The organism is Fructilactobacillus sp. X7R4C1, assembly GCF_059901115.1.
In genome coordinates this window covers 106,890-129,948 of sequence record NZ_JBWXVD010000003.1, presented here as the reverse complement: position 1 = coordinate 129,948, position 23,059 = coordinate 106,890, and the positions used below count along the sequence as shown (strand labels likewise).

Sequence of the window (23,059 nt, the reverse complement as noted above, 5' to 3'; positions counted from 1 at the left end):
TGGGTAAGAAACGTCTAATAAGGAGTATTGAATGGCTGATCTAGTTTATAAACGGGTAATGGATGATTTAAAAAAGAAGATTGATTCCAACTATTTCAATAATAATCGTTTACCGGATGAACGGACTTTAAGTTCAAAGTATCACGTCAGTCGGAGCTCGGTTAAGCAAGCTTTAGGTATCCTAGCGGAACAGGGAATTATTTTCAAGAAACGTGGCTCTGGGACCTTTATTAATCCACTTTATTTGAAGAATAAATCTATTTTTAGTTACGAGGGATCTAACCTTGGAATTACCAATAATCTGAAGGTTGAGGGGTACGATCCAAAGATTGATTTACTGGAATTTAAAGTTGTTGCCCCCACCCCTGAGATTTTAGAAGATCTGTTTCTAAATCAAGGTGATGAAGTGTATGAGATTAAACGGCTCCGCTCGGTTGATTCGACACCTATTATTATCGAGTCTGGTTATATTCCGGTTAAAGTGGCGCCCAAGATGAGTAAGCGAGTGGTTAAGGGTTCGATTTTTAACTACTTAGAGGAAAAGCTAAACAAGACGGGAACCAAATCCTACATGTCGATTGAAGCCCAACCGTCCACGATTGATGATCAAAGACTATTGAACTTAAAGCCTGATGAACCAGTCGTGGTCATGGGTGGGATTTTCTTTTTAGACGATGGAACCCCGTTTGAAATTTCCAACATGCGCATTCATTATAAGTACTTTAATTACAACACGTTTGTTGATTTGAATAACTAGAATCGACTTTTACTCAATTTTTTGAGTTAGTTTAAAAGTGATATAATGGAATTGTTGTAAGCACGTACATTGGTTCGGAATTAACGTAATGTAAGAATGTACGAAGAGATTTAAAAGAGTGCCAATGCTGGCAAAAAAGGAAGTATTAAGATGGCGAAAAAGAACGTTAGAGTTAGATATGCACCAAGCCCAACTGGTTTTTTACACATCGGAAATGCACAGTCTGCTTTATTTAATTATCTGTTTGCAAAACATTTCGGCGGAACGATGGTTCTTCGAATCGAAGATACTGATTTAAAGCGTAACGTTGACAGTGGTGAAAAAAGCCAGATGGACAACTTACGCTGGTTAGGGATTGACTGGGATGAAGGCCCTGATAAGCCTAATCCGAAGTATGCTCCCTATCATCAAACGGAGCGAAGAGCTTTGTATGATAAATACATCAGTGAATTAATGGACAAGGGTCTGGCATACAAGGACTTTGCCACTGAAGACGAACTAAAAGAGATGCGGGAAAAGCAACGGGCAAATAAAGAGGCTCCACATTACGATGGACGTTGGTATGGTGCTTCTGAAGCTGATATTCAAGCCGCTGAAGATAAGGGATTACCTTACACAATTCGTTTACATTTACCAAAGGATCATACCTACGAATGGGACGACATTGTGAGAGGTAAGGTTGAATTTAATTCTGACAATTTAGGTGGCGATTTTATCATTCAAAAGAGTGATGGATTACCAACCTATAACTTTGCTGTGGTGGTCGATGATCACTTAATGGACATTACTGATGTTTTAAGGGGTGACGATCACATCGCTAACACCCCTAAGCAAATGGCCGTTTATGATGCATTAGGATGGCAGCACCCTAACTTTGGTCACATCTCATTGATTTATAATCCGAAGACTGGTAAGAAGTTAAGTAAACGTGACAAGGATACTTTGCAGTTCATCAGTGAGTATAAGCGTGAAGGATACTTACGTGAAGCAATCTTTAACTTCATTGCCTTTCTTGGGTGGTCACCGGTTGGTGAAAAGGAAATCTTTTCAAAGGACGAACTGATTAAGGCGTATGATCCAAAGCGAATGTCAAAATCGCCAGCTTTCTTTGACCAACACAAATTAGACTGGATTAACTCGCAATACGTAAAAAGCATGCCATCAAGTGAACTTGCCGATCGGGTGGTCGAACTCGTTGATGAAGGGCAGACTGACATTGCCAAGAAGATTCAAGAAGATGACATTCCCAACCTGCACGATTACGCTGAACAGGTGATTGATATTTACAAACACAGTGTGTTTAAGTTGACTGAAATCATGGAATACATGGATTTCTATTACAATATTTTGGGTCAAAACATTGATTACTCAAAACTCAGCGACTTTTCACACGATGATTTGGAAAAGTTATTCAATGCTTTAGAAGACAAGATTCATGAGGCCAGTGAAAACGGTCAAAATAAAGGACTTGATTATGGTCCAATTGTTAATGAGGTTGGCAAAGAAACGGGGATGAAGGGTAAACAGCTTTACTTCCCACTAAACGTCATCTTTACTGGTGACACATCTGCTCCCCAAGTTGCGCAGATTATGGGACTATTTTCACCGTCAGTTATCAGTGCATTAATTAATAAAGCACTTCGTGGAATTGAATAAAATATTTTAAGTCTCCAATTGAAAAATTGGAGACTTTTTTAGTGCTTAAAATTGCTTGAAATTAGGGTTTTTAAGGGCTTAAAATTGGTTCGTATCAATTGTCGAAATGGTTGACATTTCACCAAAAGTCTTTATCATAGTTGTTGTAGGTAAGCCAATAAGTTTGGCGCTTTCAAAAACAGATTAGATCCAGCTCGAAAACGAGCTGCCGATTATTTAAAAGGAGTGTTATAGCATGGCAGTAGATTATGATTCCAAATCATATTTTGAAAAAATGCAACAATACTGGAATACTGCAAATTACTTGTCAGTAGGTCAGCTATTTTTACGTGCTAATCCTTTGCTTAAGAAGCCTTTGACTTCTGAAGATGTAAAGGTTAAGCCAATTGGACATTGGGGAACAATTGCCTCACAAAACTTTGTTTACACCCATTTGAACCGTGTCATCAACAAGTATGATCTTAATATGTTCTATATTGAAGGTTCAGGTCACGGTGGCCAAGTTATGGTTTCAAATTCTTACATGGATGGAAGCTACTCAGAAATCTATCCTAAGATTTCTCAAGATGAAGCCGGAATGGCTCGCCTGTTCAAGCAATTTTCATTCCCTGGTGGAATTGCATCACATGCTGCACCTGAAACTCCAGGTTCAATTCATGAAGGTGGAGAATTAGGTTATTCACTTTCACATGGTGTTGGTGCAATCTTTGATAATCCTGACGTTATCGCTGCCGTTGAAATCGGTGACGGTGAATCAGAAACTGGTCCTTTGGCTGGTTCATGGATGTCAAGTAAGTTCATCAACCCTGTTACTGATGGTGCTGTTTTACCAATCATTAACTTAAACGGATACAAAATTGCTAACCCAACTGTCTTAGCTCGTATGACTGACGAAGACATTACTAAATACTTTGAAGGTATGGGCTGGAAGCCTCGTTTCGTTGAAACCAACATGCCTTACGGTACCGACCAAATGGAAACTCACGAAAAGCTTGCTAAAGTTATGGATGCTTCAATTGAAGAAATTAAAGCCATTCAAAAGAACGCTCGTGAGAACCAAACTGCAGAAACTGCTACAGAACCAAAATGGCCAATGATCATCTTCCGTTCACCTAAGGGTTGGACTGGCCCTAAGAAGAACGCTGAAGGTCTTCCAATTGAAGGATCATTTAGAGCTCACCAAGTTCCAATTCCACTATCAGCAGATGACATGGGTACTGCTGATGAATTCGTAGAATGGATGAAGAGTTACAAACCTGAAGAATCATTTGATGAAAATGGTACTTTAAAGCCATACCTTAGAGAATTAGCTCCTAAGGGTGACAAACGGATGTCAACGAACCCAATCACTAACGGTGGTATCGATCCTAAGCCATTAGACTTACCTGACTACCGTGATTACGCTCTTGATATCAAGACTCCAGGTGCTACTGAAAACGAAGACATGGTTGTTTGGTCCGAATGGCTACGTGACGTTACTAAGAGAAATCCTAATAACTTCCGTGGATTCGGCCCTGATGAAACATGGTCTAACAGATTATGGCACTTATTCGATGTTACTCGTCGTCAATGGTTGCCAAATATCAACCCACCATATGATGAGTACATGGCTCACTATGGTCGTTTGATTGATTCACAACTATCAGAACACCAAGACGAAGGTTGGCTTGAAGGATACACCCTTACTGGTCGTCATGGATTCTTCGCAACTTACGAAGCCTTCGGTCGAGTTGTAGATTCAATGCTTACTCAATACTTCAAGTGGTTGAGAAAAGCTTCTGAACTCGAATGGAGAAACAAGTATCCTGCATTGAACTTCATCGATTCATCAACTGTATTCCAACAAGATCACAATGGTTACACTCACCAAGATCCAGGTATGATTACCCACTTGTCTGAAAAGAAACCTGAGTTTATCCGTGAATACTTCCCAGCTGATGCAAACACATTATTGGCTGTAGGTAACGAAGCATTTGATAGTTACGAAAGAATTAACTTGATTACTACTTCAAAGCACCCACGTCCACAATGGTTTAACATTGACGAAGCTTCAAACCTTGTTAAGAACGGTCTTGGCTACATTGACTGGGCTTCAACTGACAATGGTGAAGAACCTGACGTTGTTATGGCATCTGCTGGTGTTGAATCAACTCTTGAAACCCTTGCTGCAATTTCAATCTTGCACAAGCGTTTCCCTGAAATGAAGATTAGATACATCAACGTTGTTGATTTGCTTAAGTTACGTAACCCAGAACTAGACCCTCGTGGTATTAGTGACAAGGAATTCGATCAACTCTTTACTAAGGACAAACCGGTTGTATTCGCATTCCACGGTTTCGAAGATATTATCAGAACCATCTTCTTTGATCGTCACAATAAGAACGTTCACGTTCATGGATACCGTGAAAATGGTGACATTACTACACCATTTGACATGCGTGTCTTGAACCAATTAGACCGATTCAATTTGTCTAAGGAAGTTGTTTCTGATATTCCAGAATACGCCCTTAAGGGTACTGGATTTATCCAAGAAATGAACAACATGCTCGACAAGCACGACCACTACATTAGAGAGTACGGTACTGACTTGCCAGAAGTTGAAAACTGGAAATGGGAACCACTTAAAAAACCAGCTAAGAAATAATTAATGTAACTAATTAATTAGAAAAGAGTGAACTCATATGAGTTCACTCTTTTTGTTTACATATTGAATTCAGGCGGTAGTGGGGCAATAACTTCAAGTGGTTGATGGTAGAACGGTGTCATCATTTGGACCCGCCAAGAATGAAGCAGCATGGGATGATTAGGATAACCGTTCGGGTCGTACAAGGGATCGTCAATAATCGGATGACCAGTGGAAGCCAAGTGCACCCTGATTTGATGGGTTCGACCGGTCTGAAGTTGAAGGGCCACGAGGGTTTTGTCTGGATCCGTTTTTATGACCTTGTAATTTGTGATCGCTGATTTAGAATTTGGTCCGTTAATTTTGCGTTTACGCTGGTCGTAAGGATCAAAACCAATTGGCTGATTGATTACTCCCAATTGATTTTTAAAATGACCATGAACCCAGGCCAAGTAAGTTCGCTTGACTGCTTTAATTTCAATCATTTTGACTAAGATGGGGACCACGGATGGATTCTTGCCGATGATAAGTGCACCACTGGTTTGTTGATCTAAGCGATGAACCATGTAAGCGTCGTTTTGGGGTTGAAGGTAGTTGGCAGCAAAATTAAGGGTGGATCCCATTTCGTGAGGTTGATTGGCATGAGTCTTGTCGCCGCGATTCTTGTTAACAATTAAAAAGTCAGAGTTTTCGTAGACAACGTTTAGTGGTTTCGATGAATCTGATGGAACGTGTGGGAACGGGACTTTAAAATCGGCAGCAATAAACTCGAGTGTGACTCGATCATTTTGCTTAACCAGAAAGTTCATGGGCAGGTACTGACCGTTAATTAACACGCGATGATTTTTTCTTAGTGAGAAAATCAAATGCTTGGGAATTAAAAGATATTCGTGCAGATACTCCCGAACGGTTTGTTGATCAAATGATTTGGGGACGGTTAATTCATATTTCCATTTCTTCATAAAATTCCTCAAAATAAAAAACCCACTCAATAAGTGGGTAGAGATTTTGTGACTATTTGACTACTAAGACGTCTTGAGTAGCAGCACGTGTGACGTAGCTAGTGACCGAGCCAACCATCAAACGTTCAACGGCTGAAAGACCAGTAGCACCGATGATGATCAGGTCATCATGGTGATCGCTTGGAAATTCCTTGGCAATGACTTTCTTGGGATTACCAAAACGCATATGAATTGATACGTCGGTTACCCCAGCGTCAATTGCTTGTTGTTTCAAAGTTTCAAGAATCTTCTTTGTCTTGTCAGTTAACTGGTAAACAGCGTCGGCGGTAATTGCATCCCCGTAACTACGGTTGAATTGGTTAACTTCAATTACATTTAAAATATCTAAGTGACTGTCATTTTGTTTAGCCATTGTGATTGCACGACTCATAACAGGCATTGTATCTTCAGCACCATCCACCGGTGCTAAAATCCTCTTGTAATTCTTGGCCATTTAGCTCACCTCATTTGTTTTCTTATACACTAACTATACCATGTTTTAAGAATTTACGTAACGAATTTAGCTAAAACAAAAATTGTTGGTATCAAATTGAGAAGTTCGTTATACTGAAGCTAAAAGGATGAGTAAAATGAAAAGAAAACAGACGTTAACGTGGGCGTTTATTTCACTGATATTGTTCTGGATTGTAAACATTGTTATGACGATGCCAATCATGAAATTAACGGTCAAGTCGAGTGTCAGTGGCCTAGTTCGCACGTCAGCCATTGCAGCCATTATGTATTTGATTCCGATGATTCTGGTTGCGTTTAAAAGTCGTTTAGGATATTATTTGTTGGCAGCCGTTCAGGTTATTTACACGATTGGGTTAATCGCAGCGATTATTGCGATGATTACCATTAGTCATGCAACATGGCCACTTCGAATTGCCGTCATTGTGCTGGTAATTGGTTCCATTGGTGTAAATATTTACTGGTTCATGATTGCTTATCAGGTCCGAAAGGCAACGACGAAAGAACGTGTGGCTCATTATATGAAGTTTAGAAAATAAAGTTAGGTGAATGAAATGAAAATTGATGAAAAAGAGTTTGTTGAAGCAGCTGGAAATGATGATTTTCAGAAACAGGTGTCGGAAATGTCCCTTAAAAAGTTGCAATCTGACTTAAAGGGAAACTTGAAGAAGATGACTGATTTTATCGCAAGTAATCTGAAAGAAGACAGGATTGCCAGCGCGGAAATCACCGTTTCTGATCATGACATTCAGCTGAAACTGCAGACCTCGGTCATTAATTTACCGCTAGACTACGCTAAAAACATTGCTAAAATAACGGTGGGAGACGGGATAAAATCAGTCAATGTGTACATGATCATTGCTTCTCCCAACGTCAACCGTTCTAAAATGCGAATTGATGAGTTGGCGGATTCAACTAGTTTTGAAAAAGAGCCCGATGGAACTTATTTGGCGCAGTTCGTTGACTGGACTCAGGATAAATTAGATCAGATTGCGGCTAATGAACAGGATGATGCAAGTTCCAAATAGCTTTTAATTGCAAATTATGGTAAAATATAAGCATGCGAAGAGCCGAGCAGACTTTTTAGTCTGATTGTGGGAACCATGTTTATCTGCCGGATTGCAGATGGTTTGATTAGCAGGTGATGTGAACACCTAGTTAGTCCGTCTGACTTGTTCAGATGCCAAAAAGAGCTTCCAACTTTTGTTGGAAGCTTTTTTATTTTGCTAAATAAACGTGATCTTGGATTAAATCGAAGTTTGAATAGTGTTGATTCAGGTTCTTAATGCCCTCGTCATCGTAAAGTTGTGCGTTTTGCCAGAACTCTTTGGAGTCGGTGGCCCCGTCTTTCTCACCAATGACGATTAATTTGATATCACGATTTGACTTTCTGATTGCTTCAAGAAGTTCATTATCGATTGGAATGCCATCTGGAGACCACGACATAATTACATAGTCAATCTGGTCCTGATACTTGTGAAATGCGTCGAGAGCTGATAACTTTTCCACGTTAGTGACGGGATGTCTGCCAGTTTCGTTCTCGTTTTGCCAATCTAAACTGTCAGTTGCGATGACGTTTGCGTGGTTATCACGGAGTCCCTTTGAGATGTAGCCGTTACCCGCCATTACTTCAAGGGCAGCATGACCATCTAAGTATTTTGCAAGATGGTAGGTAAACGATGAGGAGATGTATGCCCACATCCCGTATTGATTTTCGAGATAATCACGAAAGTCACGCAAGTGCTTGTCAAGGTCAGAAAGATCGCCTGAAAGCCGGTTCCATTCGGAATCACCGCTACTATCATTCATGGCGTACTTGGAATTGATTTTTTGATAAATCTGGTCCTGAATGTCATCAGGAAGAATCAGCTTGGGCAAATCCTGCGGAAGTCTACCAGCCGTAAGTAATTGATTGGCTGCTAAGACGTTGTTAATTAAGTATTTAATCTCAGGATACTCCCGATACTCGTCACGATACTGTTCCATTTGATGAATGTAAGGTGGAGTCGCCTGTTTCAACTGATGACGTTTTTTGAGTTTTTTTCTGAGTTTACGTTTATCCATTTGATGTCCTTAGTAGTGTAAGTCAAGCGATTCTTGGTGATTTTTGTGGTCATCGTCTCTGTTTTGTTTACCGTGAAGGTAGCCGTTGATAAGTTGAAAAATCTCGTACCGATCGTTGTTATTAATGGCTTCGCCGTTGAAGAAGAGTTGCTTTCCAGAGATAAATAACTTGGAAAGATCGGATTCTTCATGGTCAACTCGGCCACTCAAATAGTCCATTGACACCCCAAAAAATTCAGCTAATTTTTTGACTTCAATGTAAGAAGGATTACGGATTCCACGTTCCCAATTGCCGATCTGTGAGGCGGTATTCTCATGCTCTTTGTCAGTGGGAAACATTGTGTTTAATCCGTTTGCAAGGTCAGTCAATGTGATTTTCTGACCAGTTCGTAAAGCTCTGAGTCTTTCAGGAAACATAGAATCACTCCTTAATACCATTATACTTCATGATATCATCAAAAAGCACGAGTGACTTATTTTAAAATAAAGATTTAAATGTTATTATTTAAATAGATTAAAATGAATTGAAAAGAAAGGAAGTGTCAAATTGATAGCTTCCATTGCAATTATTATTGCACTCTTACTTGGAGCAGCATGTGGCTACTACGTACGAAAAAACCACGTCGACAAGGGACTGACAGCCGCCAGGACTGCTGCTAGTAAGATTAAAGATAATAACCAAGTTAAGATTAATGATACTAAAAGAAAACTTGAAGATAAAAGTAAAACAGCAGCTGAAAATTATCGTAAAGAAGAAGAAATTGAACTCGATGCCCAAGTTCAAGAAAACGAGAGCCGCAAACTGCGAATTGATCATAGAGAAAAAAGCTTGGAGACTTCCGTTGCCCGCTTGGACAAATCAGAGGACGCTCTAACAACTAAAAAGAACAGTAATCACCTTCTAGTTGAAAACCTCAAAAAGGCTCGTAATGACGTCTTAGAACTTGAGAAGCAAAGAAAACAAATCATCCACGATCGGGGTGAATTAACTGAAGGTCAAGCCAAACAGCTCGTTTTGGCCACTCTTGAAGCTGATTTAAAACGTGACTTTGATACTACCGTTAAGGAAAATAATGACTTAATGGCATTTAATGCTGCCAAACAGGCCCGTAATCTTATGATTGAGGCAGTTCAAGATGGGCCAGTTGATGTTCCTCGTGACCACATTGAGCGCTCAGTGATTATTCCGGATGCTGGAATGCGCGCCAAGATTGCTGGCAAAGATGACCAACGATTACGATTGATTGAGACCCTTACCGGGGTTGATTTAATTTTTGATCCAGAACACCCGGAAACGTTAATCATTAGTACCAGTGATCCGGTTAGAAGAGAGATTGCGCGCAATTCCATTAACGATCTGTTGGCCGTTAAGCAGGTTAATAATGGTGTAATTGAAAATGAAATCAATCAAACCCAACAGGAAGTTTTGGATGAATTAAGAAAGACTGGTGAGATGACCGTTAGTCACTTGCACCTTGGTTGGGTTCATCCGGACCTAATGAAGACGGTGGGACGCTTAAAGTTTCGAACGTCGTATGGTCAAAATGTCTTAGAGCATTCCATTGAAGTTGCCGAACTATCAGCTGTGATGGCTGCTGAACTTGGTTTAGATGTTCGGATGGCTAAACGGACTGGATTATTCCATGACATTGGTAAAGCGATTGACAGAGAAGTTTCCGGAACACACGTTGAACTGGGAGTGAAGTTAGCTGAGGCTTATGGTGAAGATCCAATTGTCATAAACTCGATTGCGTCTCATCATGGCGACGTTGAACCAGATAACCCATACGCTATTTTGGTCGCAGTGGCTGACGGAATGTCAGGAGCTCGACCAGGTGCCAGAAGCGAATCGGTCGAAGAGTACATCAATCGATTAAAGAGTTTGGAAAAAATTGCGAATGAACATCCCGGCGTTAAGGATAGTTACGCCATTCAGGCCGGTCGTGAGATTCGAATCATGGTTGATCCAAAGAAGGTTAACGATACGCAAAGTAGTGAGTTAACCAATGAAGTAAAGGACCAAATTGAAAACGAATTGACCTATCCTGGTAAAATTAAGGTTACTACAATTCGACAGTTGCAAGCCGTTCAGTACGTGGGCGGTAAACCGAAAAACAATAAAAAGAAAAAAGCTGGATAAAAAAAGTTCTTCACCATTGGTATTTACGTGGTGAGGAACTTTTTTATTTAATGACTTTGAAGTTTTGCTGGTTGTTAGCGTCGACTACGGGATGATCTTGAAGGTACTTCGCAATCAAATTACTCATGGTAATGGTGTTATAGGAAATAATTTTACTTTCATCGTACATGGGGTAGTGGCCACCACCAACGGCGCGGTATGCGTTTAAGACGATCTTCAAGGGCTGATGGTCCAGAACTGGGCGACCGTGATAGGTTAAGTTAACGATTCTGGAACCAATCGGCCGGGAGACGTCAATAGTGTAATCAATGCCCGCGTACATGTCATAGTTATAGTCCCGGTGTTTCGGATAAGTATATACGGGGTTGACAATGATTTTATTATCCTTTAAGGCAAAATAATCAGCAGTTTTTTCAAGGGCAGCTTTTAAGTCCGCTCCAGTAATGTTTAAGACTGCTAATGTGTTTGGATAGACGTAGTTGGTGATGATGTTTCTCATGGTGATTGGATTTTCGAATCCATGGGCTTCGTCGGTAAAGAGCGCGGTTGCCGAAATATCAACTCCCATTGTTTCCATTTGGACCCTTTGAATAAAATTGATAAAGGCCGATCCATGGGTTCGAACTTCGAAGGGATCTTTATATTTGAGATTACCTTTAATCTTTGAGAGTGGTTTTGAGAGCCATTTTTCAACATCTTGGTCGACTGGATCAACGACGTTTTTGGTCGGTTGAAATGGCTTATTTTGAGCCGTTGAGATTAGTTTGGCGTTACTGTTGACCACCGTTTTATCGTTATCATTAATATCAAGGGTAATTTGGCCTACGTAATCACCACGATGTCCGGGTTGAACGTACGGAACGCCAAAGAGATGGTTAGCGAGCTTTCGGTGCTGGTGACCCGTCACTAAAGCGTCAATTCCGGGAACTTCTTTTAAAATTTGATAACTTTCGTTTTCACCAGTGAATTTTTCACTAAGTTTACCTACTTTGTCTCTTTCAAACCCCCCGTGATACAAAATAACCACCACGTCAGCTTTTTGGCGAAGAATTGGGACATATTTTTTGGCCGTTTCTAAGCCAGATTTAAACTTAAGCCCCTTAACGTTGGCCTTATTCTCCCACTGGTTAATGGCCTGAGTGGTAAGACCTAATACTCCCACCTTTAGATCCCCAAAGTCTTTAATGGCATAGGCCGACCCAAAGGCTGGCTCATCTTTTTCGTTTAGGATGTTGGCGCAGATAAACTGGCGCTTGGTGTTTTTGATGGTATTTTTTAAGTAACTTTGTCCGTAGTTAAATTCGTGATTCCCGAGTGATCCAAAGTCATAGTCAATCGTATCGTATGCTTTATTAATCGCCTTAGCACTCGGAAGCTTTAAAACTTCGGCCGTGTAGTAGGCGAGAGGAGACCCCTCTAAAAAATCACCATTATCTAAAATTAAGGTGTGGTCGAAGCCTTCCTGTTCGTGCTTAATTGTGGTTGCTGCCTTTTCTAAACCAAAGGGCATGTTTTCATTTGGTTTAACGTAATTTGTTGGCGCTAAATAACCGTGAATATCGCTCGTACATAGTATTTTGAGTTTCATAGTTTGGCCTCTCCCTCTTATATAGTACAAATTATAATATTTATTAAGGAAAGTGTAAATAAAAGCTAGAAATCAGGCTTTATTTAAGTTTAAAATAACGTTGACGAAGTAATAATATATGATACAATTTAGTTGTTTAATAAGTACATTCGTACTAATTTAAACAAGTCATGTTAAATGTTAGACATGAGGAGGTTATTACATGTTGAATTTATATGTTGCACCAAGCAGCGCATCAAGTCGTAAAGCACGTGCTTGGTTGAAAGACCATAATATTCCATTTAAGGAACGAAACATCAATTCAAACCCACTTAACGCTGACGAAGTAAAACAAATTCTTCGTTTAACCGAAAATGGCAGTGAGGATATTATTTCAACAAGATCAAATGTTTTTAAGAAACTGCACTTGAACTTAGATGACTTATCTTTAACCGAGTTAGTTGACCTATTAGTAAAGTACCCTGACCTAATCAAGCGTCCGATCATTTTTGATGACAAACGTCTTGAAGTTGGCTATAACGAAGAAGAAATTAGACGGTTCTTACCGCGAGATGTTCGTGAAGCAGAATTGAGACAATTAGAGTCGAAGTTAACTTCTTAAGATATGAAAACGCCCGGTATGGGCGTTTTTTTATGAATAATTTAAATGATGAGGAATTAATATGATTAAAATGATCGCACTCGATCTTGACAACACACTGCTTACAGGTGATAAGAAGATCAGTAAAGTAAACGAAGACGAGTTAAAAAAGTTACACCGACAGGGAATCAAAGTGGTGCTCTGTACTGGACGGCCAATCAATGCCATTTGGAAGTACATTAAACAACTAGACCTTGATGAGCCAGATGACTATACCATCACCTTTAATGGTGGGCTCGTGGTTCGAAATGCCGATAAGTATGAATTATTTAAGCGTGGGATGAATCGAGATGCGTTCAAATTACTTTATGAATACGCTCAAAGAAACGGCCTCCCGTTAGATATTCTTGATTTTACCCAGGTCTATCCAATCTCCGATTTAAAACCATCGATTTATCAACAAATGTTGAATGCTGACATGCAGTTTGTACCAACTAAATTTTCTGAGATGCCAGACAAAAGCTACTCTAAAGCTGTTATCGCAGCCGAACCAGACGTTCTTGATAAAGTTGTTAGTGACATGCCTGAAGATGTGAAAAAGCAGTATCACATTGTTCGTTCGCAACCCCAAATCCTAGAATTCTTGGCACCCAGTGTTGATAAAGCCTATGGATTAGGAGCATTGCTTAGTCACTATGGTGATGATTTTTCTAATCTAATGGCATTTGGTGATGCTGAAAACGATGCCGGAATGATTAAGAAGGCCAAGGTTGGAGTTGCGATGGCGAATGCTCAGAAACCAATCAAGAAAATTGCGACGGATGTGACTAAATCTAATGACGATGATGGCGTGGCAGTTTTTTTAAAGCAGTATTTTAAAGCTGATCAATAAATATAAATACAATCAAATAAAAATGAGCTAAACAATTATGTTTAGCTCATTTTTATATGGTTTTTTACATGGTCTCAAACGCATTATTCATATTTTTCATAAATTCTTTTAAGTAGCGTTTGGAGTCAACCGCTACAGCCACCTTAACGTTGGTGTTAGGATCATCTAATCGATTCTTATCACCGATTGTTCTAGCATAGTATGCGTCGGGTTTGGTGGTAACGATCATATTCATATCAATGAATTTTACGAAACTGGGGTCGACCGCTACACCAACGGCGAGTGGGTCGTGTAAGGAACAGCCGCCAAGTTCAGGATACATATCAGCGTAGATGTTGATGTAGAAATCCACGATGTCAGCCATTTTCTTTCCAGCCATTGTCCCAGATTCACGCCACTTTTGGGTTTCTTGCTTGGTCAAAAGGGTTCGTAACGTAACGTCAAGGCCGACCATGTTGATATGGAGGTTACTGGTAAAAACTTCGTTTGCTGAAATGGCATCTTGGTTGATGTTGGCCTCGGCGACGGGGGTGACATTGCCCGGAACGGTTAAAGCACCACCCATTAAAGTCACATTGCCAACCTTCTCCATGGTTTTTGGAGCTTGTTTGATTGCTTTGGCTAAGTTAGTAAGAGGACCAGTTGGCACAATCGTTAGATCGTTACCGTACTTTTTAGCGGATTCAATCATGAAGTCGACCCCGTTTTTACTTTGGACCGCACCGCTTGGTTCGGGAAGGTCAACGTCGCCAATCCCATTTTCACCGTGAATGTCAGCGCTGACTTGCATTCTGACATAATCTTCGCTTAATGGATGAGTTTCACCAATAAAGACCGGAACGTCTGAAGCACCAAGTAAATCTAAAATTTTAAGGGTATTAACGGCTGCCCGTTCGGCTTCGATGTTGCCAAACGAAGCAATGACCCCGATTAAATCAATCTCAGAATTGCCAACCGCGTAGGTTAGTGCCATTGAGTCATCGATTCCAGTATCAAGGTCCAAAATCATTTTTTTGGTACTCATATAAAGTCCTCCTATATAACTTCAGTTACAGTACAACTTTATAATACTTTAATATGTAGGAAATTGCGATAGATATGAAATTGGTTTTTTTATTTTGTCTTTGCATGGTAAACTTTGGTTAAAGATAAAATTAGATAAAGAGTGATAAAAATGGAAAATATGTACGATATAACAATTATTGGCGGCGGTCCCGTTGGGATGTTTGCGGGGTTTTACGCTGGCCTGCGGGATGCTAAAACGCAGATCATTGAGAGCCTTCCTGAACTTGGGGGCCAGGTCAAAGCGCTTTATCCTGAAAAAACCATTTTGGACGTGGCTGGTTTTGCGGGCGTCACGGGTGACGAGCTGATTTCACGGCTGCAAAAACAACTTGACACCGTTGATGTTGACCAAAAGGTCGAGAGTAAGGTAGTCGATGTGATTAAAAAAGATGACTATTTTGAGATTGAAACCAGTAAGGGGACCACTAAGAGTAAAGCCGTCATCATTGCAACTGGCAACGGTGCCTTTAAGCCGCGTGAACTACGGGCTGAAAATGCCGAAGAGCTCACTGGGAAACGTCTTTTTTACAGTATCAATGATTTAAACCAGTTCAAGGGGCGAGACGTTATGGTTGCTGGTGGTGGCGATTCCGCCGTTGACATGGCTTTAATGCTTGAACGGGTTGCAAGTAAGGTGTTTTTATTGCACCGGCGGGACGAATTTCGTGGTCTTGAGTACATGGTTGACCGATTGAAAGAATCATCAGTTGAAGTGGTTACTCCATACTTAATCAAACGACTGGATGAGATTGATAATCGTTTAAGGGTTACCAGTAAAAAGGTTAAGACTGAAGATGACGAGATGGAAATGATGGTGGATGATCTCGTGGTGAACTACGGGTTTATTTCGAATAATCGCCAGTTAAAGGAATGGCAGATTCAACCAGCCCTTAATCATCGCTTACTTGAGGTTGATCAATCTTTTGAGACCAGTGTGCCAGGGGTCTTTGCGATTGGGGATCAGATTACTTATCCCGGCAAACAAGACTTGATTGCGACTGGATTTGGTGAGGCTCCCACCGCCATTAACGTTTTAATGAAAGAAATTTATCCCGACCGAAGGGGACCCGTTCACAGTACTTCGCTTCACCGCAAGTAGGTTCAAAAAAGGATAAATGTTGTGAAACCATTAACATGATGCTATCATGAAACTAGTTGAAATTTCTTAACTGGAGGATGATGTTCATGACAAATGAAGTATTTCCCTTATTTTTAAAGCCCGTTTTACAGAATAAGATGTGGGGTGGAACTGAACTAAAGCGGTATCACTATCAGTTAAATAGTAATCACGTTGGAGAGGCGTGGATTGCTTCGACTTATGGTGATGACTTGTCAGTGGTTTATAACGGACCCTACGATGAAAAGACTTTAAAAGAAGTTTGGAAGAAACATCCAGCACTATTTGGTGGGCATCCGGCTAACGCCTCCTTTCCACTATTGGTTAAAATTTTGGATGCCAAGGAAAACTTGTCAATCCAGGTTCATCCAAGTGATGAGAACGCGCAAAAGTACTTTAATGAAAAGAATGGAAAAACTGAGTGCTGGTACATTTTAGACACCAAACCAGATTCAAAGGTATATTACGGTCATTCCGCCAAAAGTAAGGATGAAATTCGTCAGGCCATTAAAGACCACCAGTTAGACCAGATTTTAGAAACGAAAACGGTTCAACCAGGTGAGATGGTTTATGTACCAGCTGGTACGCTTCATTCTTTGGGAGCAGGCATTGTCGCTCTTGAGGTGGAACAAAATTCTGACAACACGCTCCGGTTTTATGATTTCGACCGGGTGGATCAAAAGACGGGGAAGAAACGACCACTCCAGGTAGAAGATGCCATTAAAGTAACTAATACTCCGAACGTTCTACCAGACCCCGAGCAAACCCAACTGGTTGTCGATTCAAATAATCCAGCCCGGACACGTCTATTGAAATCAAAGTACTTTAACGTTTATCAAATTGTGGTTCACGGTCAAGCCGAGATTAAAGACATGCAGACTTATTCAGTGAACGTTGTTATTGATGGAACAGGGACACTAATTGTCGATGGCAAATCGTATTCGCTTGAAAAGGGAAGTACGTATGTCTTGCCAGTTCAAGCCAAAACGTATCAGTTAAAGGGAGACCTCCGAATTATTCAGACAACCGCAAACTAAAATATGACAAAAATACCACTACCTCAACGATAGTGGTATTTTAGTATCCAATGACATCCTCTGCCACCGTTTCTAGCGTCTTGGTTTTGATGTCGGCTATGTTAATCCAATACAGACAATTTTGGCGTGGATAAAACAAGCCTAACTGTTTAACCATTTCAAAATAAGACTTATTTGCTGAATGGAGCCCCATGATGTAGTACATCAGGATCTGGAGGGTGAATTTATTGGTTGGTTTAGCCTTTGATACCTTGAAATCCCACAGCCCATCCTTGGTCAGGTAGTCACCATCGCCGTTTACGACGGTGTCGGTGTACGCACCGGGAAAATCAAAGTCAATTGTAATGGGCCCATCTTCTGATGCTTGCTTCAAGAACTGAACGCCCCGGTTAACCATTTGTTTAATGTGCTCAATGGTAACATCATTTGCTTGATACTTGGGACGAGGAACGTAGTAACTAGGTCCCATCCGGTAGTCAATGTCATAATTAACGAGTTGAATGGCGCACTGAATGCTGTCATCATCAAGTCCGGAATTGATTTCACTGGTTAATTGTTTAAAACGGTCCATATTACCATCGTAATGGTGACCAGTCTTTTCGGCCGCTAGTAGGTCAACGTTATGGGCACCAATTTCAGGAATGCTGAATGCTGCTACGACGTCTCCGGTGACTTCAAACCGTGTTAGATAGTCGACGACCAGTCCCATAAAGCTGGGCGTGATGTTTTCACTAGCAATTGGCAGAAATTCGTCTGGCGTAAACTGCTTGATGTGAAGGGATGAGACGGGAATGAAACCACCACGGGGCTGTTTATACTGCTTGGCTCTTTTTGTAACTGTATACTTAGTCATAATTTGTAACCTTCCATCCCTAGATTTACCCGTATTATAGCACAGGTAAAAACTAGTACAGCCATACAAAAGAACCCACATCAACCGATGTGGGTTCTTTATAGTTATTCTTTGTTTGAATCAGGGTTGGTAATTTGAATTCGATTAGAGTTAGTTGAACTATGGTAAAGCTCAGGAGCATCGGTATGGTATAAACTGTTTGTACTCTTATCATGTCGTTCTGAGTAGAGACTGGTTGAGGCTTTTCCAAGCTTCTTTTCAATGTTTTCTTCATGGTCCAATCCGTTAGCATAATTGTACTTCTGCGGGTTAACTGGTTTAAATCCCTTAGGATGATAAAAACGAAGTAGGTTTTGTTCATTCAGCGTATCGGATAACGAGAGTTCTAGATTGACTTTATCTTGCGTCTTTTCTAACTTCTGTTTCAACTTTTTATCCGGATGGATTACTTTTTGGGTCTTGTTATCATAGACCGTCCCATTAACCGAAGTGTACTCAGGAGAAACCCAGTCCCGATTTCTAAAAGCAACGACCTGATCATGATGCTTGGAGAAGAGGTCCGTCCCAAATTGAATGTACTTCTTGGAACTGATTCCAAGAAGGTGCATCAAGGTTGGAAGTACATCAATTTCACCACCATAGGTATGATCCACGTGACCATTCTTGATTCCTTGCATGTTAATCATGAACGGAACTCGTTGCAACTGGGCGTTATCAAAGTCATTCCAGTCGTTGGGGTCTTTTCCAAGTAGCGGTGCTAAGCTGGTGTTTTCAGAGTTCGATAAGCCATAGTGATCCCCATATAGGACAATCACGGAGTTCTTTAGTAAACCGGCTTTGTCAAGGTACTCATAGAGTTCCTGAACGGATTGGTCGAGATAGTGGGCCGTTACAAAGTAGTTGTTAACGGCTTCATCATTAGTATCAGGGGCCTTGAAATCAGAATCCTTCTGATCCTCAGCGTCTAGTTGATACGGGAAGTGATTGGTAACCGTGATGTATTTAGCATAGAACGGTTGCTGGAGGTGCTGAAGATAGTTGGTTGAATCTTTAAATAAGAGCTTATCCTTCAGTCCGTATCCGGTTGACTTATCACCCGAGGTATCGTAGTAACTGGCGTCAAAGAAGTAGTCATATCCTAGGTTTTTGTAAGTGTTGTTTCGGTTCCAGAAGCTAGCAACGTTTCCGTGAAAGACGGCGGACGTGTATCCCTTTTGACCAAGGATGGCAGGAGCAGCCTGGAAGGTGTTGTCACTGCCAAGTTGAGCAAATAAGGATCCCTGTGGGAGACCATAAGTACTAGTCTCGAGCATGTTTTCTGCATCGGACGTTTTACCTTGGCCAACCTGATGGAAGAAGTTATCAAAGGAATAAGTTGACTTACTGTGATACAACTTGTTTAAAAATGGAGTGACTTCCTGGCCATTGATCTTTTTATCAATCACGAACTGCTGAAAACTTTCTAGATGAATGATAATGACATTTTTACCCTTGGCAATCCCATACATTTTCTTGTTAGGAGCGGCGTAGTGTTCTTTTTTGAATTTAAGAATCCCCGTTAAGTCAGACTTATTGGCATTGGCTCGCATGTTGTTGGTTTGTTGGGACTTTATTCCGTCATAGACGGTAAAAGAATCCAAACCCAGGTATTTAACGATGTAAGTGCGGTCAAAGGTTCTGGTCAATAATTGGGGCCGATCCATGTCGGCCAAAGTAATGTTACCAACTAACATGAGGGCTCCAAGTGAGAAAACCGCAAAACCAACTCGGGCCTGTAGTGGCCGTTTGTCAATCTTAATCACTTTAAACAAAAGTAAGAGGATGACGATCACGATGTCAATCCAGTAAAAAACGTCGTGGGGCGAAGTTAGTGCTAATGAGCTTCCGCTTAGTCCCTGGTTGACCTTGGAATAACCGGTCATGGTCGACACCGTCATAAAGTCGGTGAATTCACGAAAGTAAATTACGTTTAAGTATAAAAGAACCGTGTTTAGAAAGTCCAGAAACAGGATTGCTGGATAAAAAAGTTTAGCTGGTTTTAGATAAAGCGCCAAACCTAACATAATAACGGTGGTTGCGATTGGATTAATTAGGAGCAAAAACAGTTGAAAGATACTGTCGACACCCAAATTAAAGTCAGTGAAATATGCGTAAATTGTTTTAGCCCAAAAAAGTACTACTAGTAAGACGAAAAACCCAATTCTAGTATTGCATTTGGACAGAATTTTCTTGATCGTTTTCAAGGTATAAAGTCCCCTTTTTAAGTCCAACCCCTATCTTATCAGATTTATTAAATTTGGGTAGGATTGAGGGAGAATCTTAGAGAAAAGTTAAAGCCCACAAGTGATATACTTAGAGTGTGAATGGAGGAGATACAATGGCAAAATTTACCCTATACGTTGTCCGACACGGACAAACTTATTTCAATATTTTTAACAAATTACAAGGCTGGAGTAATTCACCACTAACCGACAAGGGAATTACTGGTGCCAAAAAGACCGCTAAACGTTTATCTAACATCAAATTTGTTCAAGCTTACTGCAGTGATACTACTCGTGCTGAAGATACCGCCAAGATTATTCTAAACGATAATTTAGTTTCAGATATTAATGAGCCTGTCGTATCTCCCAATTTTCGTGAACAATTTTATGGTTATTTTGAAGGATTAAACATGGATGAAGCGTGGTACGAGGCCGGAGCACCTCATGGAGTACCAACTTTTAAAGACATTGTAAATAAATATGATATCAATACGGCTAAGAACTATATGAAAGAGGCTGATCCTTTCCATATGGCTGAAAATGCAACTGATTACTGGAAACGACTTGATAAGGGGTTAGATATGATTACTCACGATGCTAAGGTTCAAGATGGCGACAACGTCCTCTTGATTAGTCACGGAAATACCCTGCTTAGTTTAGTAGAACGTTTTTCTGAAGGACAGTATGATATGACAAAACGTCCCGAAAATGGCAGTATTACTAAGATGAGTGTTGATGGTAATCAAATCAAGGTCACTGAATACAATAAGTAGTGGAGGCGAGGCGACAAATGCATGAAGCTAATGACAAGATCATCAATTCATTTAACATGCAGGACTTTATTTTTCGAATTGGTGAAGTTAGTAAGATGACGGGGGTATCACCAAGACAACTCCGATACTGGGAGAAAAAGGGATACGTGAGAAGTACCCGGGTTGAAAAATTAGCGTCACGAGTTTTTGATTTTTCAAATTTTGTACTGATTAAGTTAATGAAAGAATATCTAGATGACGGTTACACCCTGACGTCTGCTTATCAAAAGGCGACGCAGTTTAAATCACGAATTGCTTTTTTGTATTCCTTTTTTAAGCGAGTGGATCATGGTTGTGACGAAGTAAATGGGAAACGAATGGCAGACATGGGATACTTTGATGACGCTCACACGAAGCGTCTGTATGGCTACCTTGATAAAGACGGGGCCGTTAAGTACCTCTTAAAAGATAACTAAAATTAATCGTCAAAAAACATCAAAGCTGATAATCAGTTTTGGTGTTTTTTGACGGAATGACTTATGTACGGTAGCATATTTATTGGCAGTAGAAAAAGTAGAGTGCTAGGAAGGGTCATTTGATAATGGCATTGCTTGAAAAAGTCATTTTGACAGTGCTGGGGTTGGTATCAATTTTGATACTAGTTGCTGTTTTGTTAGTATTTTAGAATTTAACCCAGTGGGGAATCGGCAGAGGTGCCGATTCCCTTTTTGTTAGGAGCCTTGTTTTTAGGGACTAAAAGTATATACTTTTGAATAATCATTAATTATGTCGGAGGTGTCAACGATGGAAAGCGAATTTCAAGAAATTGGCAGTAAGTTTTCAGCACGGCATGTAACGGTATTTATTCAAAGACAAACTGTTTCCCAAATAGTTGTGAAATGAAGTTGAGTCATAATTTCATTCGATTATTTGGATGAAACATTGATCCTGAATCAATCATTGAATTTCCTCAACTTCATTAGTAATCGTTAAACTGAAATGAGGGAAATTATGAAAAATATCAGGAAAATGTATACGTACGCATTCTTTTCTAACTTAACCTTTGAATTAGTAATTTGGATGCTTTATTTGAAACATATGGGATGGTCAGTTGGCCAAATTGCATTATTACAACTTGTGATTAACGCAACTCAGGTTATTTGTGAACTACCATCCGGAATCATTGCTGACAAAATTGGCTACAAAACCACTTTGATTTTGGGTCAGATAATGTGTGTATTATATGTTGCAACTTTTTTTGTCGCACGTAACCACTTGCTAGTATTTGGTGGGTTCGTTTTGTTTGGAATTGGACTTTCGCTAATTTCGGGAACCGATGAGGCCATCATTTATGAGTCAGATGAAAAACAACACTACCAGAAATTTTGGGGACGATACAACGCCATCATGATTTGTACGGTTGCTTTCAGTAATATGGTTGGTGGGTATTTGGCAGACGTTTCGTGGCCACTGGTCTTTACCGCCTCAATTATGGCCCACGTTCTTTCAATCATGACGGTATTAGTGATTAAACCCCGACCGGTGGTTAATGAGCCCAATGCTCCAAGTGTCTTAAAGCAATTACGGATTTTCTTGGTTAGTAATAAAAACTACCAGAAGTTAATCCTAGTAGTGGCGATTTCACAGGCTACGGCTTCGATTATGTATCAATACGGGTCGTTGTACCTATCCCACATTACAAGATTTAGCACCGGTAACATTGCGATGATCCTAGCGATTGTTGATATCATTGGAGCTGTTTTTTCGGCAAACGTCTTTAAAGTAGTTGCTAAATATGGCCGAATGAGGGTGATTTCTTTAAGCATGGCAATTGGCTTATTGATGTCACTGCTCTTAGGGATTTCGAATTTCATCGTTGCTTTAATTGCATTTGTAATTTTTAGTTCACTTTTTGAAGTGTGGGATACGACACTAAACGCTGAACTGCAGGATACAGTGGTGAAACGACTCCGAGTTACGTTGATGTCTTTTTGCAATCTAATTACGGCTCTTTTGATGGCACTTGAGTCATTGTTTATCAGTGCCTTTTCAAAGGTTATTAACATCCAGGTGATTTTTGTATTATTTGGTGTTACTGCAATGTCTGGTTCTTTGGTCGTCTTGTTTCTTTACTTTAAATCAATTCGTAAAATGAATGTTTAGGGCATAATAAAAGCCATCAGTTTAACTGATGGCTTTTTG

At 40.3% G+C, this 23,059-nt stretch carries 21 protein-coding genes; 13 read left to right on the top strand and 8 right to left on the bottom strand.

Annotated elements, in window-relative coordinates:
• The first annotated feature begins 31 nt into the window (after window positions 1-31).
• The 3 genes from AC6UC9_RS04580 to AC6UC9_RS04570 all read left to right on the top strand — a co-directional run bounded on the left by AC6UC9_RS04580 (window position 32) and on the right by AC6UC9_RS04570 (window position 5,057).
• A complete protein-coding gene (locus tag AC6UC9_RS04580; protein WP_500694088.1) occupies window positions 32-757 on the top strand; it encodes a GntR family transcriptional regulator in 726 nt (241 codons plus the stop codon).
• A gap of 150 nt (window positions 758-907) precedes the next feature.
• Window positions 908-2,413 (top strand): glutamate--tRNA ligase, encoded by a 1,506-nt coding sequence (gene gltX, locus AC6UC9_RS04575; RefSeq protein WP_500694087.1) that lies wholly within the window; start codon window positions 908-910, stop codon window positions 2,411-2,413.
• Window positions 2,414-2,648: 235 nt separating this feature from the next.
• Window positions 2,649-5,057 carry a phosphoketolase family protein gene (locus AC6UC9_RS04570; protein WP_500695833.1) on the top strand — a complete coding sequence of 803 codons (2,409 nt, stop codon included), beginning with the start codon at window positions 2,649-2,651 and terminating at the stop codon, window positions 5,055-5,057.
• Window positions 5,058-5,113: 56 nt separating this feature from the next.
• Here the strand turns inward: AC6UC9_RS04570 and AC6UC9_RS04565 are convergent, their stop codons facing one another.
• Both AC6UC9_RS04565 and AC6UC9_RS04560 read right to left on the bottom strand, forming a co-directional pair.
• A complete protein-coding gene (locus AC6UC9_RS04565) occupies window positions 5,114-5,998 on the bottom strand; it encodes an RluA family pseudouridine synthase (protein WP_500694085.1) in 885 nt (294 codons plus the stop codon).
• Window positions 5,999-6,050: 52 nt separating this feature from the next.
• Entirely contained in the window at window positions 6,051-6,491 is a 441-nt protein-coding gene (locus tag AC6UC9_RS04560; RefSeq protein WP_500694084.1) for a universal stress protein, read from the bottom strand.
• A gap of 136 nt (window positions 6,492-6,627) precedes the next feature.
• Between AC6UC9_RS04560 and AC6UC9_RS04555 the strand changes: the two genes are divergently transcribed.
• Window positions 6,628-7,047, top strand: a complete 420-nt coding sequence (locus tag AC6UC9_RS04555; protein ID WP_500701272.1) for a hypothetical protein — start codon at window positions 6,628-6,630, stop codon at window positions 7,045-7,047.
• A 15-nt stretch (window positions 7,048-7,062) separates the two neighbouring features.
• Window positions 7,063-7,536, top strand: a complete 474-nt coding sequence (locus tag AC6UC9_RS04550) for a hypothetical protein (protein WP_500694082.1) — start codon at window positions 7,063-7,065, stop codon at window positions 7,534-7,536.
• A 190-nt stretch (window positions 7,537-7,726) separates the two neighbouring features.
• Here the strand turns inward: AC6UC9_RS04550 and AC6UC9_RS04545 are convergent, their stop codons facing one another.
• Together AC6UC9_RS04545 and AC6UC9_RS04540 are read right to left on the bottom strand one after the other, a co-directional pair.
• Complete coding sequence (locus AC6UC9_RS04545) at window positions 7,727-8,572, bottom strand: SAM-dependent methyltransferase (RefSeq protein ID WP_500701271.1); 846 nt, start codon at window positions 8,570-8,572, stop codon at window positions 7,727-7,729.
• A gap of 9 nt (window positions 8,573-8,581) precedes the next feature.
• A complete protein-coding gene (locus AC6UC9_RS04540) occupies window positions 8,582-8,989 on the bottom strand; it encodes a helix-turn-helix domain-containing protein (protein ID WP_500694080.1) in 408 nt (135 codons plus the stop codon).
• A gap of 130 nt (window positions 8,990-9,119) precedes the next feature.
• On the opposite strand from AC6UC9_RS04540, the gene rny reads away from it, so the two are divergent.
• Window positions 9,120-10,712 (top strand): ribonuclease Y, encoded by a 1,593-nt coding sequence (gene rny, locus AC6UC9_RS04535; RefSeq protein ID WP_500701270.1) that lies wholly within the window; start codon window positions 9,120-9,122, stop codon window positions 10,710-10,712.
• 43 nt (window positions 10,713-10,755) lie between these two features.
• On the opposite strand, the gene AC6UC9_RS04530 is transcribed toward rny, so the two are convergent.
• Window positions 10,756-12,300, bottom strand: a complete 1,545-nt coding sequence (locus tag AC6UC9_RS04530) for a bifunctional metallophosphatase/5'-nucleotidase (protein WP_500701269.1) — start codon at window positions 12,298-12,300, stop codon at window positions 10,756-10,758.
• A 202-nt stretch (window positions 12,301-12,502) separates the two neighbouring features.
• Between AC6UC9_RS04530 and spx the strand changes: the two genes are divergently transcribed.
• Both spx and AC6UC9_RS04520 read left to right on the top strand, forming a co-directional pair.
• Window positions 12,503-12,901 (top strand): transcriptional regulator Spx, encoded by a 399-nt coding sequence (gene spx, locus AC6UC9_RS04525; RefSeq protein WP_010022968.1) that lies wholly within the window; start codon window positions 12,503-12,505, stop codon window positions 12,899-12,901.
• A 61-nt stretch (window positions 12,902-12,962) separates the two neighbouring features.
• On the top strand, window positions 12,963-13,772 hold the full coding sequence (locus tag AC6UC9_RS04520; RefSeq protein ID WP_500701268.1) for a Cof-type HAD-IIB family hydrolase: 810 nt from the start codon (window positions 12,963-12,965) through the stop codon (window positions 13,770-13,772).
• 64 nt (window positions 13,773-13,836) lie between these two features.
• Here the strand turns inward: AC6UC9_RS04520 and AC6UC9_RS04515 are convergent, their stop codons facing one another.
• Window positions 13,837-14,796: a nucleoside hydrolase gene (locus AC6UC9_RS04515; protein WP_500701267.1), complete on the bottom strand. Its 960-nt coding sequence runs from the start codon at window positions 14,794-14,796 to the stop codon at window positions 13,837-13,839.
• Window positions 14,797-14,946: 150 nt separating this feature from the next.
• On the opposite strand from AC6UC9_RS04515, the gene AC6UC9_RS04510 reads away from it, so the two are divergent.
• Window positions 14,947-15,936 (top strand): NAD(P)/FAD-dependent oxidoreductase, encoded by a 990-nt coding sequence (locus AC6UC9_RS04510; RefSeq protein WP_500701266.1) that lies wholly within the window; start codon window positions 14,947-14,949, stop codon window positions 15,934-15,936.
• An 86-nt stretch (window positions 15,937-16,022) separates the two neighbouring features.
• Window positions 16,023-16,991, top strand: coding sequence for a type I phosphomannose isomerase catalytic subunit (locus AC6UC9_RS04505; RefSeq protein WP_500701265.1), 969 nt, complete (start codon window positions 16,023-16,025; stop codon window positions 16,989-16,991).
• 40 nt (window positions 16,992-17,031) lie between these two features.
• Here the strand turns inward: AC6UC9_RS04505 and AC6UC9_RS04500 are convergent, their stop codons facing one another.
• Both AC6UC9_RS04500 and AC6UC9_RS04495 read right to left on the bottom strand, forming a co-directional pair.
• Window positions 17,032-17,844 (bottom strand): hypothetical protein, encoded by an 813-nt coding sequence (locus AC6UC9_RS04500; protein WP_500701264.1) that lies wholly within the window; start codon window positions 17,842-17,844, stop codon window positions 17,032-17,034.
• A 104-nt stretch (window positions 17,845-17,948) separates the two neighbouring features.
• Window positions 17,949-20,087: an LTA synthase family protein gene (locus AC6UC9_RS04495; protein ID WP_500701263.1), complete on the bottom strand. Its 2,139-nt coding sequence runs from the start codon at window positions 20,085-20,087 to the stop codon at window positions 17,949-17,951.
• A gap of 134 nt (window positions 20,088-20,221) precedes the next feature.
• Here AC6UC9_RS04495 and AC6UC9_RS04490 point away from each other — a divergent pair, with 134 nt between their 5' ends.
• The 3 genes from AC6UC9_RS04490 to AC6UC9_RS04480 all read left to right on the top strand — a co-directional run bounded on the left by AC6UC9_RS04490 (window position 20,222) and on the right by AC6UC9_RS04480 (window position 23,020).
• The gene (locus AC6UC9_RS04490; RefSeq protein ID WP_500701262.1) at window positions 20,222-20,878 is read left to right on the top strand and encodes a histidine phosphatase family protein; all 657 of its coding nucleotides are present in this window, start codon (window positions 20,222-20,224) and stop codon (window positions 20,876-20,878) included.
• Window positions 20,879-20,895: 17 nt separating this feature from the next.
• A complete protein-coding gene (locus AC6UC9_RS04485) occupies window positions 20,896-21,333 on the top strand; it encodes a MerR family transcriptional regulator (protein WP_500701261.1) in 438 nt (145 codons plus the stop codon).
• A gap of 535 nt (window positions 21,334-21,868) precedes the next feature.
• Window positions 21,869-23,020, top strand: coding sequence for an MFS transporter (locus AC6UC9_RS04480; protein WP_500701260.1), 1,152 nt, complete (start codon window positions 21,869-21,871; stop codon window positions 23,018-23,020).
• Window positions 23,021-23,059 lie beyond the last annotated feature (39 nt).

Coding starts and splice junctions, on each gene's coding strand:
- spx (WP_010022968.1), top strand. CDS start 12,503: ATGTTGAATTTATATGTTGCACCAAGCAGCGCATCAAGTCGTAAAGCA.
- AC6UC9_RS04515 (WP_500701267.1), bottom strand. CDS start 14,796: ATGAGTACCAAAAAAATGATTTTGGACCTTGATACTGGAATCGATGAC.
- AC6UC9_RS04545 (WP_500701271.1), bottom strand. CDS start 8,572: ATGGATAAACGTAAACTCAGAAAAAAACTCAAAAAACGTCATCAGTTG.
- AC6UC9_RS04485 (WP_500701261.1), top strand. CDS start 20,896: ATGCATGAAGCTAATGACAAGATCATCAATTCATTTAACATGCAGGAC.
- AC6UC9_RS04510 (WP_500701266.1), top strand. CDS start 14,947: ATGGAAAATATGTACGATATAACAATTATTGGCGGCGGTCCCGTTGGG.
- AC6UC9_RS04570 (WP_500695833.1), top strand. CDS start 2,649: ATGGCAGTAGATTATGATTCCAAATCATATTTTGAAAAAATGCAACAA.
- AC6UC9_RS04550 (WP_500694082.1), top strand. CDS start 7,063: ATGAAAATTGATGAAAAAGAGTTTGTTGAAGCAGCTGGAAATGATGAT.
- AC6UC9_RS04580 (WP_500694088.1), top strand. CDS start 32: ATGGCTGATCTAGTTTATAAACGGGTAATGGATGATTTAAAAAAGAAG.
- AC6UC9_RS04505 (WP_500701265.1), top strand. CDS start 16,023: ATGACAAATGAAGTATTTCCCTTATTTTTAAAGCCCGTTTTACAGAAT.
- AC6UC9_RS04540 (WP_500694080.1), bottom strand. CDS start 8,989: ATGTTTCCTGAAAGACTCAGAGCTTTACGAACTGGTCAGAAAATCACA.
- gltX (WP_500694087.1), top strand. CDS start 908: ATGGCGAAAAAGAACGTTAGAGTTAGATATGCACCAAGCCCAACTGGT.
- AC6UC9_RS04565 (WP_500694085.1), bottom strand. CDS start 5,998: ATGAAGAAATGGAAATATGAATTAACCGTCCCCAAATCATTTGATCAA.
- AC6UC9_RS04530 (WP_500701269.1), bottom strand. CDS start 12,300: ATGAAACTCAAAATACTATGTACGAGCGATATTCACGGTTATTTAGCG.
- AC6UC9_RS04490 (WP_500701262.1), top strand. CDS start 20,222: ATGGCAAAATTTACCCTATACGTTGTCCGACACGGACAAACTTATTTC.
- AC6UC9_RS04500 (WP_500701264.1), bottom strand. CDS start 17,844: ATGACTAAGTATACAGTTACAAAAAGAGCCAAGCAGTATAAACAGCCC.
- AC6UC9_RS04520 (WP_500701268.1), top strand. CDS start 12,963: ATGATTAAAATGATCGCACTCGATCTTGACAACACACTGCTTACAGGT.
- AC6UC9_RS04480 (WP_500701260.1), top strand. CDS start 21,869: ATGAAAAATATCAGGAAAATGTATACGTACGCATTCTTTTCTAACTTA.
- AC6UC9_RS04560 (WP_500694084.1), bottom strand. CDS start 6,491: ATGGCCAAGAATTACAAGAGGATTTTAGCACCGGTGGATGGTGCTGAA.
- AC6UC9_RS04555 (WP_500701272.1), top strand. CDS start 6,628: ATGAAAAGAAAACAGACGTTAACGTGGGCGTTTATTTCACTGATATTG.